Annotated in this window: 15 protein-coding genes; 6 read left to right on the top strand and 9 right to left on the bottom strand. The window is 71.5% G+C overall.

The genetic code is table 11. The annotated features are described in order from the left end of the window. Positions 1 to 6: 6 nt before the first annotated feature. Positions 7 to 666, bottom strand: a complete 660-nt coding sequence (locus BFF77_RS17360) for a 50S ribosomal protein L11 methyltransferase (protein WP_245703562.1) — start codon at positions 664 to 666, stop codon at positions 7 to 9. Between the two features lie 295 nt (positions 667 to 961). Here BFF77_RS17360 and BFF77_RS17355 point away from each other — a divergent pair, with 295 nt between their 5' ends. Beyond that, the gene (locus BFF77_RS17355; protein ID WP_066950356.1) at positions 962 to 2,914 is read left to right on the top strand and encodes a helix-turn-helix domain-containing protein; all 1,953 of its coding nucleotides are present in this window, start codon (positions 962 to 964) and stop codon (positions 2,912 to 2,914) included. On the opposite strand, the gene BFF77_RS17350 is transcribed toward BFF77_RS17355, so the two are convergent. Then, positions 2,893 to 4,134 carry an IS701 family transposase gene (locus tag BFF77_RS17350; RefSeq protein WP_245703561.1) on the bottom strand — a complete coding sequence of 414 codons (1,242 nt, stop codon included), beginning with the start codon at positions 4,132 to 4,134 and terminating at the stop codon, positions 2,893 to 2,895. The genes BFF77_RS17355 and BFF77_RS17350 overlap by 22 nt on opposite strands. Positions 4,135 to 4,487: 353 nt before the next feature. Between BFF77_RS17350 and BFF77_RS17345 the strand changes: the two genes are divergently transcribed. Further along, entirely contained in the window at positions 4,488 to 6,296 is a 1,809-nt protein-coding gene (locus BFF77_RS17345) for a caspase, EACC1-associated type (protein ID WP_066950353.1), read from the top strand. A gap of 66 nt (positions 6,297 to 6,362) precedes the next feature. Here BFF77_RS17345 and BFF77_RS17340 read toward each other — a convergent pair whose 3' ends face one another. Next, entirely contained in the window at positions 6,363 to 7,031 is a 669-nt protein-coding gene (locus BFF77_RS17340) for a lysophospholipid acyltransferase family protein (protein WP_066950349.1), read from the bottom strand. A gap of 184 nt (positions 7,032 to 7,215) precedes the next feature. On the opposite strand from BFF77_RS17340, the gene BFF77_RS17335 reads away from it, so the two are divergent. Beyond that, the gene (locus tag BFF77_RS17335; protein ID WP_066950346.1) at positions 7,216 to 7,815 is read left to right on the top strand and encodes a TetR/AcrR family transcriptional regulator; all 600 of its coding nucleotides are present in this window, start codon (positions 7,216 to 7,218) and stop codon (positions 7,813 to 7,815) included. Positions 7,816 to 7,902: 87 nt separating this feature from the next. Here BFF77_RS17335 and BFF77_RS17330 read toward each other — a convergent pair whose 3' ends face one another. Continuing rightward, positions 7,903 to 9,369, bottom strand: coding sequence for an MFS transporter (locus tag BFF77_RS17330; RefSeq protein WP_066950343.1), 1,467 nt, complete (start codon positions 9,367 to 9,369; stop codon positions 7,903 to 7,905). A gap of 130 nt (positions 9,370 to 9,499) precedes the next feature. Between BFF77_RS17330 and BFF77_RS17325 the strand changes: the two genes are divergently transcribed. Continuing rightward, entirely contained in the window at positions 9,500 to 9,985 is a 486-nt protein-coding gene (locus BFF77_RS17325; protein ID WP_211280256.1) for a MarR family winged helix-turn-helix transcriptional regulator, read from the top strand. 117 nt (positions 9,986 to 10,102) lie between these two features. On the opposite strand, the gene BFF77_RS17320 is transcribed toward BFF77_RS17325, so the two are convergent. The 5 genes from BFF77_RS17320 to BFF77_RS17300 all read right to left on the bottom strand — a co-directional run bounded on the left by BFF77_RS17320 (position 10,103) and on the right by BFF77_RS17300 (position 14,896). Next, on the bottom strand, positions 10,103 to 10,837 hold the full coding sequence (locus tag BFF77_RS17320; protein WP_066950338.1) for an SDR family NAD(P)-dependent oxidoreductase: 735 nt from the start codon (positions 10,835 to 10,837) through the stop codon (positions 10,103 to 10,105). A gap of 471 nt (positions 10,838 to 11,308) precedes the next feature. Further along, the gene (locus BFF77_RS17315) at positions 11,309 to 11,944 is read right to left on the bottom strand and encodes a GOLPH3/VPS74 family protein (RefSeq protein WP_066950335.1); all 636 of its coding nucleotides are present in this window, start codon (positions 11,942 to 11,944) and stop codon (positions 11,309 to 11,311) included. Between the two features lie 125 nt (positions 11,945 to 12,069). After that, positions 12,070 to 12,513 carry a PAS domain-containing protein gene (locus BFF77_RS17310; RefSeq protein WP_066950332.1) on the bottom strand — a complete coding sequence of 148 codons (444 nt, stop codon included), beginning with the start codon at positions 12,511 to 12,513 and terminating at the stop codon, positions 12,070 to 12,072. Between the two features lie 277 nt (positions 12,514 to 12,790). Continuing rightward, positions 12,791 to 13,342, bottom strand: a complete 552-nt coding sequence (locus BFF77_RS17305; RefSeq protein ID WP_066950388.1) for a hypothetical protein — start codon at positions 13,340 to 13,342, stop codon at positions 12,791 to 12,793. A 312-nt stretch (positions 13,343 to 13,654) separates the two neighbouring features. Then, on the bottom strand, positions 13,655 to 14,896 hold the full coding sequence (locus tag BFF77_RS17300; protein ID WP_066950329.1) for an FAD-dependent oxidoreductase: 1,242 nt from the start codon (positions 14,894 to 14,896) through the stop codon (positions 13,655 to 13,657). A gap of 280 nt (positions 14,897 to 15,176) precedes the next feature. Here BFF77_RS17300 and BFF77_RS33345 point away from each other — a divergent pair, with 280 nt between their 5' ends. Together BFF77_RS33345 and BFF77_RS17295 are read left to right on the top strand one after the other, a co-directional pair. Next, positions 15,177 to 15,320 (top strand): transposase domain-containing protein, encoded by a 144-nt coding sequence (locus BFF77_RS33345; protein WP_141698457.1) that lies wholly within the window; start codon positions 15,177 to 15,179, stop codon positions 15,318 to 15,320. A 212-nt stretch (positions 15,321 to 15,532) separates the two neighbouring features. Beyond that, positions 15,533 to 15,967, top strand: coding sequence for a hypothetical protein (locus tag BFF77_RS17295; protein ID WP_066950326.1), 435 nt, complete (start codon positions 15,533 to 15,535; stop codon positions 15,965 to 15,967). The last annotated feature ends 178 nt before the right edge of the window (positions 15,968 to 16,145 follow it).

Genomic DNA, 16,145 nt, shown 5'->3' with positions numbered 1-16,145 from the left:
GTGGCGTCAATTCTTGATACAGACTTCGTAAAGGACGAGTTCGATCGTCTCCTCGCCCTCCCTCAAATGACACCGCCGCACCGGACGGAGAGTGCGTCCGCATTCCTCGGCGAGCCGCCGCAGCAGACCGAGATCACCTCGCTCGCTGAACTGGAGGAGCGCGGTGCCGCCCTCGGTCAGCAGACCGGGCGCCTCGGCCAGATAGCGGCGGTGCGCGCGGTAGCCGGGATCGACATACGCACGCTCGTGGTCGGCCCCGTACTCGTACCCGTCCGGCGCCAGCACGTAGTTGGAGTGCCAGTAGACGGTGTCGAAGCGCTCCCCGTCCCCCACCGCGTCGAAGAGGTCGCCGTGCCGCGGCACGAGCCGGTCGGCGACCCCGTGCCGCTCGGCGTTCATGGCGGTGTTCCGTACGGCCTGGGCGCTGATGTCCGTGGCCACCACCGTCGTACAGCCGGCCAGCGCGGCGGAGACCGCGATGACGCCCGTTCCGGCGCCGATCTCCAGGAACGTGCCGTCGACGGGGAACACGGGACCGGAGTCGGGGTCCGGTGCCGGTGCCGGCGGGAGTCCGAGCAGCTCCAGGGCGACGGCGGTCGTGGGCGAGTGGACAGGAGCGAAGACCCCGGCCAGCAGATCCCATTCACGGCCGGCCAAGGCGAACACATCCGGCCTGTTCTCGTTCGCCTGAGATGCCCTGCTTCGAGCGAGCGAACTCGTATAACTCGCGATTTCTGTCATCCCCACCCCTGGTAATCCCGCGGACTTCACTCGCCGCGATGCCCAGCCGTGATCATTTCCGAGTGCCGTGGTGGCCGGAAGGTCGCGCCGCGACAGCGGCGACCGGCCATATGGTGGTCGGAGCACCATGTCGAATCCCGGTCGGGAAGGCGCGGCTTGACCCGGGTAATGCACATAACTAAAGTCCGTCTGATGATCTTGGCGGGCCGAGGGGGAACGGATGAACTCCGAGGACACGAGCGCCGGTTCTCAGGTGCTGGCGATCCTGGAACTACTGGCCGACGAGGCGCCCACCAGAAGCTTCGAGGACCTGCTGCGGGAGACACGGGAGCGCTCCCCCGACGATGCCCGGCTGCCCCATCTCGAACGCGCGGTCCGTCTCGCGCTGGACATCAGGACCAGGACCGAGCAGCGCCGCCGGCGCCAGTCCGGACTGGCCGCGCTGGTCGACGTCCTCCAGGACATGACCTTCCAGGAGGCACTGGACGGCCGGCTCAGTGTGGTCACCCGGCACGCCAGACGGCTGCTCGACTTCGACATGGCATATGTCAGCCTCCGGCTGCCGGACGGCGGCAGTTATGTCCACAAGTCCGACGGAGACACCACGGACCTCAACGTGGGGCTGGAGATGGGCCCGGGGCAGGGGCTGGGGGACATGGCCCAGGAGCGGGGCGCGCCGTTCTGGACGCCCGACTATCTCGCCGACGACCGGTTCCCGCACTCGGACGCCATCGACGAGGTGGTGGGCTCCGAGGGCCTGCACGCGATCCTGGCGGTGCCGATGACCTATGACGGCCGGACCGTGGGAGCGCTGTACGGCGCGTGCAGGGCGGTCCGGCACTTCTCGCCGGACGAGGTCAGTCTGCTGCGCTCGCTGGCCGATCTGTCCGCCTCGGTCATCGACGCGACCCGCCGTATGGACCGGGTACGGGCGGAGCTGGACCGGGAGCGGGCGGAGAACTCCCGTGTCAACGCGGCCCTTTCCGAGAGCCGTTCGCTGGCCGGCGTCCAGGCGTCGCTCTCCGGCATGTGCCTGGAGGGAGCCGATCTGTACGACATCATCCGGCTGGCGGCGACCTCGCTGGGCGCCGATCTCATGGTGCGCAACGCGCACGGGCAGGTGCTGGCCTGTACCGGCGAGGTCCCGGACGTCGACACGGCCACCCTGGTCGGGGCCATGGTGGGCTCCCACGCCTCCACCTCCGTGGTCGAGCTGGCCGAGAATCTCTGGGCGGCCCATGTCACCACCGGGGTGGAGGGACCAGGAGTGCTGATCTGCAGGAGTCCGGGACCGCTGAGCGACGAGGGACGGCGGCTGCTTTACTTCACCGCCCAGACCGCCGCGATGGCCCTGCTCCTGCGGCACAATCTCGCGGCTGCGGCCGGTCCCGCCCGTGACGAGTACCTCAACGACCTGCTGTCCGGCGCCCTCCAGCCGCCGCGCCATCTCGCCGAGCGGGCCCGCCGGCTCGGGCTCGATCCCACCGCGCCGCATGTGGTGGTCACCCTGCGGCCCGAGGGCGGCAAACAGGGCGAGGCCGCCATCTGGGCCTCCTCCTACGCCTACCGGCTCTCCGGGCTCAAGACGCTGCGCGGCGAGTGCGTGGTGCTGTTCCTGCCCGGCTCGGACCCGTCGGCCGCCGCCAAGGCGGCGGCCGACGAGCTGTCCCCGCTGCTCGGTCACGCCGTCTCGGCGGGCGCGGCGGGCCCGGTACGGAATCTGGCGTCGGTCGGCAAGGCCTATCAGGAGGCCCTCCGCTGTCTCGACACACTGGTCGCGCTGGGCGGCGTCGGCGGCGCGGCAGCCGCCGGGGATCTGGGCTTCCTCGGTCTGCTGCTCTCCGACGACCACGATGTCGACGCCTTCATCACCTCGGCCGTCGGGCCGGTCATCGAGTACGACGCGCAGCGCTCCACGGATCTGCTGCACACCCTGGACGCCTATTTCGCGTCCGGCGGCAGCCCGACCCATGCCGCGCAGGATCTCCATGTGCACACCAACACCGTCGCCCGTCGGCTGGAGCGGGTCACCGAACTGCTCGGTCCGGACTGGCAGCAGCCCGCGACCGCGCTGGAGATCCAGCTCGCGCTGCGTCTCCAGCGGGCCCGTCACAGCGTCTACCGGCCCAGCACCTCACCGTCCCGGCCGGCTCAGGCCGACCGGTGCGCGTAGTCGGACGGCCGGGTGGACGCGTCGATCAGGGCCGACACGGCGTGGGCGGCCGAGGCGAGCGTGATGTGCCGGTGCCAGCCGTTGAACGAACGGCTCTTGAAGTCCCTGAGCCCCATCTCCGCGCCGCTCGCGGCGAGATCACGGCAGGACCTGGCGCCCAGCCCGGCCATCCGCAGCAGGGCGCCGGTCGACATCGACGTCATATTGGTCACCCACAGGGCGTCCGGCACACTGCGGCTGCCGTGCCACGCGGCGAGCAGCACCAGTTCGCCGCCCTCCTCGTACGCACCGGCCCTGCGCCGGCCCGCCGCCTCCACGGACAGGGCCACCGCCAGCGTCCCCGGGGATCCGGCGGCCACGCCCGAGCGCTCCGTCAGGCCCACCCGCCGGCGCAGCCCCCGGGCCGCCACGGCGATCTGCTGGGCGGTGAGCCGGCCGCCCGCGTGACCGGGGAGCGCCGGGTCGTGGACGACGAACCCGGCCGTCTCACCGACCCGGGCGATCACCGGGATCCCGGCCCGGGTGAACCTGCCCATGGTGGTGGCGACATGGCCGATGTGCGTGTTCAGCACCACGGGGCGCGACGGCACCTTCCAGGAGCCCAGGACGTCCAGCACCGCCTCGACCGCGCACTCCTCCAGCGTCTCCTCGTCCGCGCCGTCCGGGATCTCGGCCTGCCGGCGCCGTGCCTCGTCCTGGAGCCATAAGCTCGGCAGGAACAACCGCCAGTTCACCGGGGTGTTGAGGGAGTCCGAGACGTACCACACGCCAAAGGCCCGCTGTCCTCGGAAGGTTCCCAGACAGGGGTCGAGGACCTGGTCCACACCGACCGACAGATCGCCCGCCTTGGGAATCGGCATGGGGTGCACCACCCAGGCCTGCGGCGGGCCGAGCCGTGAGAGATAGCCCGCCAGCGCCTCCCGGACGGGTTTCCAGTCCCAGGTGGAGCTGCTGATGAAATGGTGCATGCTCTGTTCGGCGGCCGAACCGCCCATGTGCGCGGCTATGTTACGGATGGACTTGCGGCCTGGGGTGTTGAGCGACCCGAGCAGATACAGCTCGCCCTTGCGCCGCTGATCCCTTCTCGGGAAGGACGCGAACAGCACGTCCGCCAGCTCCCTGGTCGCCGCCTCCCGCAGGTCCCCCGGCTCCTCGACCGCCATCCGCCACCGGTCGCCGGCCACATCACGTACGGCCGCCGCACCCTCATCGAACGACACGGTCACTGTCTCCCTTTCCGGTGCTGAGAATGAGGTCCGGCTCCACACTGTCCGAACGGAGGCGCCGCGCAGAGGTGTGCCGACGCCCTAACAGCGGCTCCGTCCGGTGGTGGGAGCACCGCGGACAGGTCCGCGCCTGCGGCCCGCCGGGAACGGCACCGGTGCCGAGGCCACACCGGCCGCCCGGGCCGGCATCTCCCGGGACGGGCGTGTCGTGTGTGATCCCGGCTCGTTCTTCATTTGCAGGAAGGTCGGCCGGGCAGTTCGGTCACTCGTACGACGACATGGATGACGGGGGAAGCCATGCGGATCCGGATCAGCGTCTCGGTACCGATCGCCGTCGGAGGCCGCTGATGCGCCTGCCCGATCCCGCGCGGTCCCGCGCGGTGCTGATCGGCGTCGACCGGTACAAGGTCCTGCACGGCCTGCCGACGGTGAGCAACAACCTCGACAGACTCGCCGAACTGTTCACGGACAGCACCGTGTGGGGGCTGCCCCCGGAGCACTGCGCGGTGCTGCGCAATCCCTCGTCGACCGACGAGGTCCTCGACGCCGTGCACCGGGCCGCGGTGGAGGCCGAGGACGCGCTCGTCGTCTACTTCGCGGGGCACGGGCTGCTGGCGGCGGACACCACCTTGCATCTGGCCCTGCCGGACGCGCATCACGAACAGCTCTACAGGGCCGTCGACTACAAGCGGCTCCGCCGCGAACTGACGTACACGTGCACCGCGGCCGGCCGGGTGGTGATCCTGGACTGCTGCTACAGCGGAAGCGCGCTCGCCGAGCACATGGGCGCGCCGGGCGGGCTTCCCGACGAGGCCGCCGCGGTGGAAGGCACGTACGTCATGACGGCGACCGCCGCGACCAGACTGGCGCTGGCTCCGCGGGACGAACACTTCACCGCTTTCACCGGTGAGCTGGTCACGGCACTCGACAGAGGAATCGCCGGTGCCCCGGCGCTGCTGAGGATGGATGTCCTCTTCCGGCACATCCGAGGGGAGCTGGCGCGGAAGAAGCGGCCGGTCCCTCGGCAGTTCGCGGGCGACGAGGGGCACCGCATCGCGCTGGCCCGCAACCGCGGTCCGTGGGGCGACCGTGACGGCGGTCCCGACGAGTCCATACCGGGCGCCCGCCCGCCGGAGACGCCCGAAGCTCCGGTGCCCCGAGCGCCGGTGCGTGAATCGTCCACGGGCTGGATCCGGTCCCGCGCGTGGCCGGTGTCCAGGAGGTTCCTCAGGCGCCCGCGGGGCCGGTTCGTGGCAGCCGCCGCCGTGATGGCGGGCCTCGCCGTCCCGGTCGTCCCGCACTTCGGCGACGCGCAGAAGGAGCCACCGGGCATCGGTGATCACCGTACGGCCGATCCCTGCTCCCTGACCGACCCTGACGCACTCACCCGGTTCGGCACGGCGCGGCTCGACCGCGGCTACGGCAATTGGGACAGATGTGACGTTCTGGTGGACACGGGCGACGGCGAGCCCGTCGATGTGGTGGTCGACTTCGACAAGGCCGGCGCTCCCGGGCTGTCGGGGCCGAGGCGGACCGAGGGCGCGCTCGACGTGGTGGACGGATCCGAGGAGACCGGCGCCTGCGGGCGCACGCTGCTGCCGGCCGCCGACAAAGGCGTGGCGATCACGATCACCGCCAAGCGGGACGAAGGCACGGCGCGCCTGTGCGACATCGCGGGGACCGCGGCCGACAGCGCGATCAGGATCTTCAACCGCGACGGCGTCGGCCGGCGTTCACCGGCACTGCCGGCGGCCTCGCTGGGGCGGCACGACGCGTGCGCCCTCCTCTCTGCGAGAAAGCTCGGCATCATCCCCGGGATCGACGCGCAGGAGCCGGACGTCGGCTTCGGGAACTGGGAGTGCGAATGGAGCAGCACGACCGGTCCTCTCTGGGTCGAGCTCCGGTTCGACCGTGGCCGGCCACTGACCTCGGACGACGGCTCCATCACCCGGATCGGCGGCCGTCAGGCGATCGTTCAGCCCCGCGCGGAGGGCACGGACACCTGTCTGGTCAGAGTGGTCCACCGCTCCTACGGCGACCAGAACGGCGACCCCGCGATCGAGACGCTGAACCTCACCGTCGGCGGAGATCCCTCCCAGGCCGAACTCCGCAAGTTCGCCACCGAGCTCGCGACCGCCGCGGTCCAGCGTCTGTGAGTCTGACGGTGAAGGACGTCCGGCATGTCCGGCGTCTGCCCTTGAGTCCGCTGAGTCTGCGCGGGCCTACGCCTGCGCGGCGGGGGTGGCGGGTTCGCCGATACGGGCCGCCGCCGTGCGCCAGGCGGCGGCGACCGCGCGGTGGACACAGGCCGTGGCGGCGGTCCGCTCACCGGTCGGCCGCACCGGGGCACCGATGTGGACATGCAGGTCCGGGCGGCGCAGCGGAGCGGTGACCAGGCCCGCGAGCTGCTTCGTAGGGCCCCCGGAGACGAGCCGGCGCGCGCCGGCCTGGCCGAGCGGGACGACCGGCGCGCCGGTGGCCCGCGCCAGCCGGGCGATACCGCTGCGGAAGGGCCGGGGCGCGGCCTCGCCGGCGTCCTTGCGCCGCGGGAGGCCGCCCTCGCCGTAGAGCAGCACGAGACGGCCGGTGGCCAGCGCGTCCATGGCGCCCTCCAGCGCGTGGGCGGCCCGCGGATCACCGCGCCGCACCGGCACATGGCCGTCCCGGGTGAGTGCCGCGGCGAGCAGCGGGATCCGCCACAGTCCGGCGGCGGCCAGGACGACGGGCTCCACGCCAAGGCGGCGCAGGGCGGCGAGCACGACCGCCGGATCACTGAGCGAGGTGTGGTTCGCGGCGATGATGCTGCCGGGCCGCAGTTCGGCGTCGGTGTCGGTCGTGACCGTCAGCTGCCCGAAGAACGGGACGACGGCGCCGGCGATACGGCTCAGCATGAACGGCCTTCCGGTGGCGCTGGGTTCGGGACCTCATCGTCGCCCGGTACCGTCCGGGCGGCGTGAGTACGCGTACTCAGGGAAAGGCCCTCGGTCTGCGGACGGGTAACGTACGGAGGGCCGCCCCACTCAGCAGGCCGGAGGGAATGCCGTGTCCACCCCGCCCAAAGGGTCCAGAGCCTCCATGGACGGAGCAGCGACGAAGGCGCCCGGACGCGCGATGCGCGCGGACGCCCGGCGCAACTACGAGCGCATCCTCGCCGCGGCCGAGGCCGAGGTGGCCGAGCACGGAGTGGATGCCTCGCTGGAGGAGATCGCCCGCAAGGCCCAGGTCGGCTCCGCCACGCTGCACCGTCATTTCCCCAGCCGCTGTTCCCTGCTGGAGGCGGTCTTCCGCGGCCGGGTGGAGGCCCTCTGCGACCGGGCCCGCGAGCCGGCCCGGGACGCCGATCCCGGGACCGCGCTCATGGACTGGCTGCGGGCGGTCGGCGAACACGCCGCGTCCGCCCGCGGTCTGGCCGCCTCGCTGGTCCACGCGGGCCGGCACAGCGGGCGGACCGGCCCGGAGAACTGCCTCGCGATGCTCACCGAGGCGGGTGATCCGCTGCTGCGACGCGCCGTCGAGGCGGGCGCGATCAGCCCCGCCGTGTCCGTCAAGGATCTGCTGACCGTGGTCAACGGCGTCTCGCTGGCCACGCAGGAGCACAGCGACAGCGCGGCCGAGACCGATCGGCTGCTGCTCCTGCTCCTCACCGGCGGAATCCGCCCACGGGTACACGGCTGACACGCGCCGTGGCACCGCCGGTGCCGCGCCACCGCGGTGACGGGCGGAGAAGAAGAAGGCCCCCGTACGGATCAGCTCCTGGCCGGATCAGCTCCGGGCGAGGCCGGACACCTCCTGCGGGCCCGCGGAGACGGGAGCCTGGTCGACGGACCGCGCCTTGCCGCCGGGGATCGCGAGAGTGACGGCCGCCGCGATCAGCGCCACCACGCCTCCGATGATCATGCCGGTGCGGAATCCGTTCTCCGAGGGAATCTCGACCCCGCCCATGTGGACGGTCATCTGCGCGAGGACGACACCGACGACCGCGGCGGAGACCGAGCTGCCGACGGCACGCGTCAGGGAGTTGAAGCCGTTGGCGGCGGCCGTCTCGGACTGGGGCACGGCGGACATGATGAGCGCGGGCATGGCTCCATAGGCGAACGCGACGCCCGCACAGGCGATGCAGACGACGATCATCAGTCCCCAGGCCGAGCCCATCAGGAAGAGGGACGAGGCATAGCCGGCGGCGATGACCAGGGAGCCGACGAACAGGGTGACCTTGGGGCCACGGGCCGCCGAGAGCTTCGCGCCCACCGGCGAGAGACCCATCATGAAGAGACCGCCGGGCACCATCCACAGTCCCGCGGCCAGCATGGACTGGCCCAGACCGTAGCCGGTGGCCTTGGGCATCTGAAGAAGCTGCGGCACGATGAGCGACTGGGCGTACATGGAGAAGCCGACGACGACCGAGGCGACGTTCGTCAGCAGGACCTGACGCTTGGCCGTGACCCGCAGATCGACCAGCGGATCGCTGACGCGCAGCTCCCACCGGCCCCACAGCAGCAGCAGCACGAGACCCGCCGCGGACAGTCCGAGCGTGGTGCCGCTCGTCCAGCCCCAGTCGGCGCCCTTGGAGACGACCAGCAGCAGGGACAGCAGCCCCGCGCCCAGCCCCACGGCGCCCACGTAGTCGAAGCCGCCCCGCCCGGTGGTCACGGCGTCCGGTACGAACCGCCAGATCAGCACGCCGACCAGCGCGCTGAGGCCGGCCGCTCCCCAGAACAGGATGCGCCAGCTCGCGTTCTCGGCGACGGCGGCGGCGATCGGCAGACCGAGCGCGCCGCCGATCCCCAGGGAGGCGCTGATCAGGGCGATGGAGGAGCCCACGCGCTCGGTCGGCACGACATCACGGACGGCGCTGATGCCCAGCGGGACGATGCCCATGCCCATGCCCTGGAGGGCACGGCCCATCACCATCGGTACGAGTGAGTCGGCCAGGGCGCAGGCCACCGAGCCCGCCACCAGGGGCAGCACACAGATCAGCAGCATGCGCCGCTTGCCGAGCATGTCACCGAGCCGGCCCACCACCGGGGTGCAGATGGCTCCCGCCAGCAGGGTGGCGATCACCGCCCAGGACGCGTTGGAGGGGCTGGTGTGCAGGATCACCGGCAGCTCGCCGATCAGGGGGACCACCAGGGTCTGCATCAGGGCGGCGACGATTCCGGCGCTCGCCAGCACCACGACGATCACGCCGGGTGCCGTGCCGCGGCCGGAGCCGGACTGTTGGTCGTTCACTGTGTTTCCCTTCACGGGCAAGGATGTGCATCATACAAACGACAGGCATCATACATGCGATATGCGCTATGCATATTGCGTGGTATACAAGAGGAACGAGCCCGCGAAGAGACGATGAAGGACGGTCGCTGTGGAGAGGGAGAGCCGACGGCTTGAGCGCGAGTTGATGCTCCTGGGGCGCCACTCGACTTCTCCCCGGGGCAAGCGCGAGGGCGGCCTGATGGACCGCAGCGCCTATCTGCTGCTCAGCAGGATCGAGCTCGAAGGCCCGATGTCGATCGCACAGCTCTCGGACGCCTTCGGACTGGACGTGTCGACACTCAACCGGCAGACCTCGGCGATGCTCCGGGACGACCTGGTGGACCGCGTACCGGATCCCGACGGCGGTATCGCCCGTAAGTTCCGCATCACGGACACCGGGCGGCAGAGACTGACCACGGAGCGCGACCGCGTGGTGAACGGACTGGGCAACCTCCTCGCGCACTGGGCCCCCGAGGAGGTCACGGCCTTCACCGACGCGCTGGAACGCTTCAACTCCGACATCGAACGCCACCTGGGCCGCCCCTGGCCCCGGCCCGCCGCCGAGAACGCGCCCCCGGACCCCGCGAGGGCCTGACACGGTCGGGCACAGCGGGTACGGGCGCGCTCCCGCACCTGTGGCGTCAGGCGTCCGGCTCCAGCCACGATGCCCGTGGTGTCGGGCGGCCAGGGGCGATCCCCGTGGCGCCGGCCCTCAGCCGATGCCGAGCCGGCCGCCCGCCACCTCCAGCACCTCGCCGGTGATGTAGCCGGCACGGTCGGAGGCGAGGAAGACCACGGCCTCGGCCACTTCCTCGGGCTCGGCGACCCGTCCCAGCGCGGTGGTGTCGGCGATGGTCTTCAGGGTGGCGGGGTCCATCGCGTCGGTGCCGAGGGTCCGGGTCGGGCCGGGTGCGACGGCGTTGACGCGAATGCCCTTGTGCGCGTACTCGGCGGCCCAGACCGCGGTCAGCTGCTCCAGGGCGGCCTTGGAGGCGCCGTACATGCCGGTGCCCGTGGTGGCGACCGAGGCGGCGACGGTGCTGATGTTCACGATCGAGCCGTGTCCACGGGCGGCCATTCCCGGCGCCAGCTCACGGACCAGCAGATACGGAGCCTTGGTGTTCAGGTCCATGTGCAGGTCGAACAGTTCGTCGGTCATCTGCGAGGTGGGCAGGAACTTGTAGACGCCCGCGTTGTTGACCAGGATGTCGACCTCACCCGCCTCCCGTGCCAGCCGCAGCACTTGGGCGGTGTCGGTGAGATCGGCCTCGACGAACCGGGCCCTGCCGCCGGCGGTCCCGATCTCGGTCACGACATCTTGGCCGCGCCGGGCGTCGCGGCCGTGCACGAGGGCTTCCACTCCCTCCCGCGCGAGTTGCAGGGCCACGGCCCGGCCGATGCCGGCGGTGGCGCCAGTGATCAGTGCGGTCTGTCCGGACATATCCATGTCGATCCCCTCGGACGGCGAACCGGGCGCCGACCCGCGCCGACGGCCCTTGTCCCCACGTCGGTGGTCTCCTTTCCAACGTATCCGCACCCCGGCGACCGCGCCCGACCGCGCCCGACGCACCCAGTGGGAGTTCTCCGGACCGAGATCGCGCGACATCGTTGTCGGAACCGTCTCTCGCCGTCCGACCTGAGCCGAGAGGACCACGCGTCCTGAGCCGAGGGGATCACCCGTGCGGGATCCCGCTGGCGACCGGTTCGAGCAGACGACCGGCCGCCAGCGGCACGGAGCGGATCGTGGAACGGACCTCGGAACGGATCTCGGGTCGGGCCTACAGGTGGGCCTCAAGGCGGGCCTCGGGAACGCGGCGGCCGGACCGGCGCCGCCGGTCGCGGCGCGGGCGCCACGGTCCGCGCGGGTCCACGCGGGCCCGCCCGTACGGCCGGCGCGGGCCCCGTACGCGACGGCCTGTCAGTAGCCCCGTCGGCGGTTCTCCTCGGCGGCCTCCTCGCGTCTCCAGACGCGCCGTTGCCGTTCCGCCACCAGCTCCGCCACCGCGTCCTCGACCTCCGTGAGGACGGTCTCCACGGCGTCGGAAACCGTGTCCGAGGTGTCCTCCGTCCGCCCGTCGTCGTCCCCGGTCCGCCCGTCCTGGATTCCGACGGCCGCCGCGAGTGCGGCGAGGACGGGCTCGTCCGATGCCCAGCGGCTCGCCGCCCGGCGCCGGTCGGGCGAGTCGGTCAGCACCGTACGGCTGCTTTGGAAGACCTTCCAGCGGCGGTGCCGTTCCTGGATGATCTGCCCTTCCGCCTCCAGATCGGCCAGATAGGCGGCGGCCAGACCGCGGCCCCTGCGCCACAGCCAGTCGGCGACCGTCTCGTAGGGCGCCCGCCGGACGAGCGAGGAGGCGGCCTCGGCCAGCAGGCGGTCCGTCGTCGCCGGCCGGTCGCCCGGTACGAGACGATCGTCTTCGACCAGGACGGCACGGGCGTCCATGAGGTCGATCACCTCGGCTCCGGCGAGCGCCAGTGACAGTTCACCCCGCTCCACCGGGCGGCCGGTCGACATGTCCACGGACACAAGGAACAGGTCCCGCGATATGGTCATGGGTCTCGCCGCCTCCGGGGCATCGGAAACGCCAGGAGCATCGGCACCCGGCCTGCGTCCGCAATTCTCGCTCCCGGTGACCACGCCTGCCAGCCACGGAGGGACGCGGCCTCCGGAGCCGGCCGTCAGGACGGCGTACGGCTCGGCTCGGCCTCCAGCAGTCGCTGCCGTATCGCCTTCTCCTGGGCCCGCCGCGCGGTGACGTCCCGGATGACCGCCCCGACATGGGTCGCGTTGCCGTCGGCATCGGTCAGCAGCACCACACTGAACTCGATCGAGACGGTCGAACCGTCCGCGGTGAGCGCGGGAACGGCCAGGAGGTCGTCGTCCCCGTACTTGCTGGCGCCGGCGGCCATGGCCGCCACGAAACCGTCCCAGTGACGCTTCCGGTGCTTCTCGGGAATGATCACATCCAGATTGCGCCCGGCCACCTCGGCCGCCGCGTAACCGAAGATCCGCTCCGCTCCCCGGTTCCAGTAGCGGATCAGTCCCTCACGGTCGATGATCACCAGACCATCGGGCGCCTTGGCCGCCATCCCGAGGACGACTTCGGGGTCCAAGTCTTCCATGACACCTCCGAGTTGGGGTGATCGATCAGCGTCGGCCCATGGACCGCGAGTCACTGTATACAGTAGACGACTCATGGGGCGACGGCGATGGTTCAGGCCATGCCCGTCGCACGGTCCGCACCCGCCGACGCCGACGCCGACGCCGGGACGGCACACCACCCCTCCCCCTGCCGCCGGGCGGACGGCTCGACGCGGGGCGGAACGCGAGTCGGCCACGCCCGGGCGGGCGTGGCCGACTCGATCCGCCGGCCGGTGAACGCGTCCGGCGGCCCGTTCACTACGCCTCGCCGTCGTCCTCGCCGTCGTCGAAACGCGCGTCCAGAACCTCGTCGAGTTCAGCGGCCCAGGTCTTGATCTGCTCCCTGGACGAGCCCTCGACATCGTGCTGGAACCAGCGCTGAGGCGATGTGTAGACCGTGATGCCGAACCGCCGCCCGAACCGCGGGACGTCGGTCTCCACCGCCTTGATCTCCTCCCAGTCGAAGCCGGCCTCCTCGCCGTCCAGCCGGAACGTGATACCGGCGTGGTCGGCGACGATCGCTCCGCGCCGGTCGGACACCTCGAAGACAGGCCCCTCGTCTTCCTCTTCCTCCCGGGCGGGTGCCTCCACCTCGCTGTCGGCCACCTCCCCTTCGGCGGAGTCGGCGGTCTCTTCCGCCGGAACAACGTCTTCCGGCGGCGTGTCCACCACCTCCTGCTCCGTATCCGAGGCGGTCTCGTTCCCCTCGTCCGCCCCGGCGGGGCGCGAGGGCAGGAGCCCGGGTACATACGCCGGATCGGTCCCGGCCGGGTGTGTCGGCAGAATGATGGGATCTGTTTGTTGCTCCACGGGGAGCAGTATGGCCGACATCCCTGTGTCCACAACCGCCGGGCGGAGCAGTCGAATCCACCGAGGCCCGCCCGACGGCGATCCGCCTGGGTCGTGTGTCGAAAGTAGCGCCGTCCGCCCGAAGGGCGGGGCCCGCGGCGTTCGGTGCGTGCGATCGCAGGGCGGAGGATCGTGCTCGTACCGGACGTACTCGCACGACTCCGACAACGCGGCGAGCGTGCGTGCCAGGCGTCGCCGGGCGGGCGGGGCTTTCGAAACACACCCCAGGGACCCGGACCGCGAGCGGCCCGTGGGCCGGAGGACCGCCGCGGCTCACCGCACCGACGCCGCCGGCGGACGCTCGCGCACGGCTCCGTAGGCGAAGAAGTACGCCGGCACCCGGTTCAGCCACGGCGAGGTCGTGAGCAGGCCGGTGATCCGCCGCGCGCGCCCCGGGTCGCCGAAGGGCGGTTGTCCCGCCAGCGCCGGTCCGATGACCCGCGCGTGAGCGATCCGTTGCAGCGTCTGCGTCAACGCCGTGGTGGGCCACCGGCGGCGCTGGACGGCCCGTACGTCCCGCAGGCCGACCACCCCCTCGCGCAGCGGCCCGACGAGATGCCGGGCGGCGGCCACGGCGTCCTCCACGGCGAGATTGACACCGATGCCGAACACCGGCGACATCGCGTGCGCCGCGTCGCCGACGCAGAGCAGTCCCGGCCGGTGCCAGCGCCTGAGCCGGTCGAGCCGTACGTCGAGCAGCTTCACCTCGTCCCACGACCGCAGCGCGTGCGCCCGGTCCGCGAGCCATGGGACGGCGGCCGTGAATTCGGCCATGAAACGGCCGAGACCGGCCGCGCGGCGGAGGCCGTCGCTTCCCTTGGGGATCAGCGCGGAGCACTGCCAGTACTCCCCGCGGTCGATCATGACGGCGAGGAACCGGTCGCCTGCCCCTCCCACGAGCCCGCTCGGGTCGCCCTCGTGCCGTGGCAGCCGGAACCACCAGGCGTCCATGGGGCAGGTGAACCTCCGCGGTCGCAGTTCGGGCAGCGCCCGTGCCGACGAGCCCCGGCCGTCGCAGGCCACCGTCAACGTGGCCCGCAGCTCACCGGTGCGGCCGTCGGACGTGCGGTAGCGCACCCCGGTGACCCGCCCGCGCTCCACCAGGAACGAGGTCGCCTCCGTACTCATCCGCAGGGTGAAGGTCGGCTCCGGCCTCGCCTCGTCCGCCAGGAGGGTGAGCAGGTCCCGCTGCGGCACCATCGCGATGTAGTTGTACGGTTCCCGCAGCGCGCCGAGGTCCGCGACGGTGACCAGCGAGTGGTCCCGGCCGAGCGGCAGCCGGACCGTGGTCACCCGCCGCTGCGGCAGCCGGGCGAACCGCTCGGCCAGGCCCAGCCGGTCCAGCAGGGCCAGGGTGGACGGATGCACGGTGTCGCCGCGGAAGTCGCGCAGGAAATCGCCGTGCTTCTCCAGGACCGTGACCTCGACACCGGCCCGGGCCAGCAGCAGACCGAGAACCATCCCGGCGGGGCCGCCGCCCACCACGCAGCACGTGGTCCGCTCCGTCGTGTCCATCGCGCCGCTCCCTTCGGTGGGATCGGATGGGATCACGGGACTCCCCGCGCGGGGGGTCTGCGCCCGCCCGCACGACGAGTCTGACACCGGGGCACGCCGCGGCAAACCGGGCCACCACCCGAGAAGAGCCGTCCGGGCCGGACTCCCCCACGGCCGACGCACCGCAGAAGCCACGGACAACAGGAGCCGTACGGGTGGCCTCCGGGTCTCAGGCACCCCCGGCCGGGGCCGCAGAAGGCCAACGCAGTTGCCTTTGAGGTGCGGGGATCGTTCCCCGCGTGTGACGGGGCGGCGTGCGGGACAGCGGGTGCGGATCGGGATCCTGACGATGGTGTTCACCACCGAGCTGGTCGACGCGGCGACTGCCGAGCACCACCGAGCCGAGCGGCGCCGCCGACTCCTGCCGGCCCGGCTGGTCGTGTAGGGGGTTCCCTCAAGTCGGAGCGGTGGTCCTGGCAGAGATCGGAACGCACGGAGTTCTCGATGCCCGCCTCGGCGGCTACCGCGACGGCGAACGCGGCCTTCACCCACCCGCTGGCCGGCTCGGCCGGTCCCGGCGACCTGGTCATCGCCTTCCGCGGCTTCTAGGAGATGTCCGGCCGATCATGGTCGTGGGCGGTCCGGCATGATGCCAGGGTGAGCATCATCGTCGAGTTCTTCGCGGCTGCGGATGACGCGTCAGCGGCTCTGGTTCTTCAGAGCGGGCCGCGATGTGCATTCGAGTCGCTCTCCTTCGGCAACTTCGATCCCGAAGAAGCTGTGGTCGAGTGGGAGTGCCTGCTTTCCGGCGGCAGCTTCGAGGAACTCGTCGAAGCCGACGAGCCTCGTCTCGTCGCCGGCCAGGACGATGACGGGGGCGTCGTCTTCGTGATTTCGCCTCGCCTGTCCGCTGCACTCGCCGGGGCCGAGCGGTCCGACTTGAAGGAAGCCGCTGCCGCGTGGTCCTTGCAGCGGGCGGAGGGCGGCGAGGTCGTCGACACGGAGATCGCCGAAGCGATCCTGAGCGATCTGGCGGCTCTCGTCAGCAGCGCCCGACGCCAGGGCCAAGACGTCTACTGCTGGGTCGCGTAGGAGTTCACGTTCGGAGCCAGATCGCAGCGGACGCCGCGGTGGCGGTGCCGAGGAAGACGTAGCCGCGCTTGTCGTAGCGCGTGGCAACGGCCCGGGCCTGCTTGAGACCGTTGATCGCTCGTTCGACGGTGTTGCGTTTCTTGTAGCGGTCCGCGTCGAAGCCGCGGGGCCGCCCGCC

It is taken from the genome of Streptomyces lushanensis (genome assembly GCF_001700515.1).
GTDB lineage: Bacteria > Actinomycetota > Actinomycetes > Streptomycetales > Streptomycetaceae > Streptomyces > Streptomyces lushanensis.
This window is presented reverse-complemented; position numbering and strand designations above follow the sequence as displayed.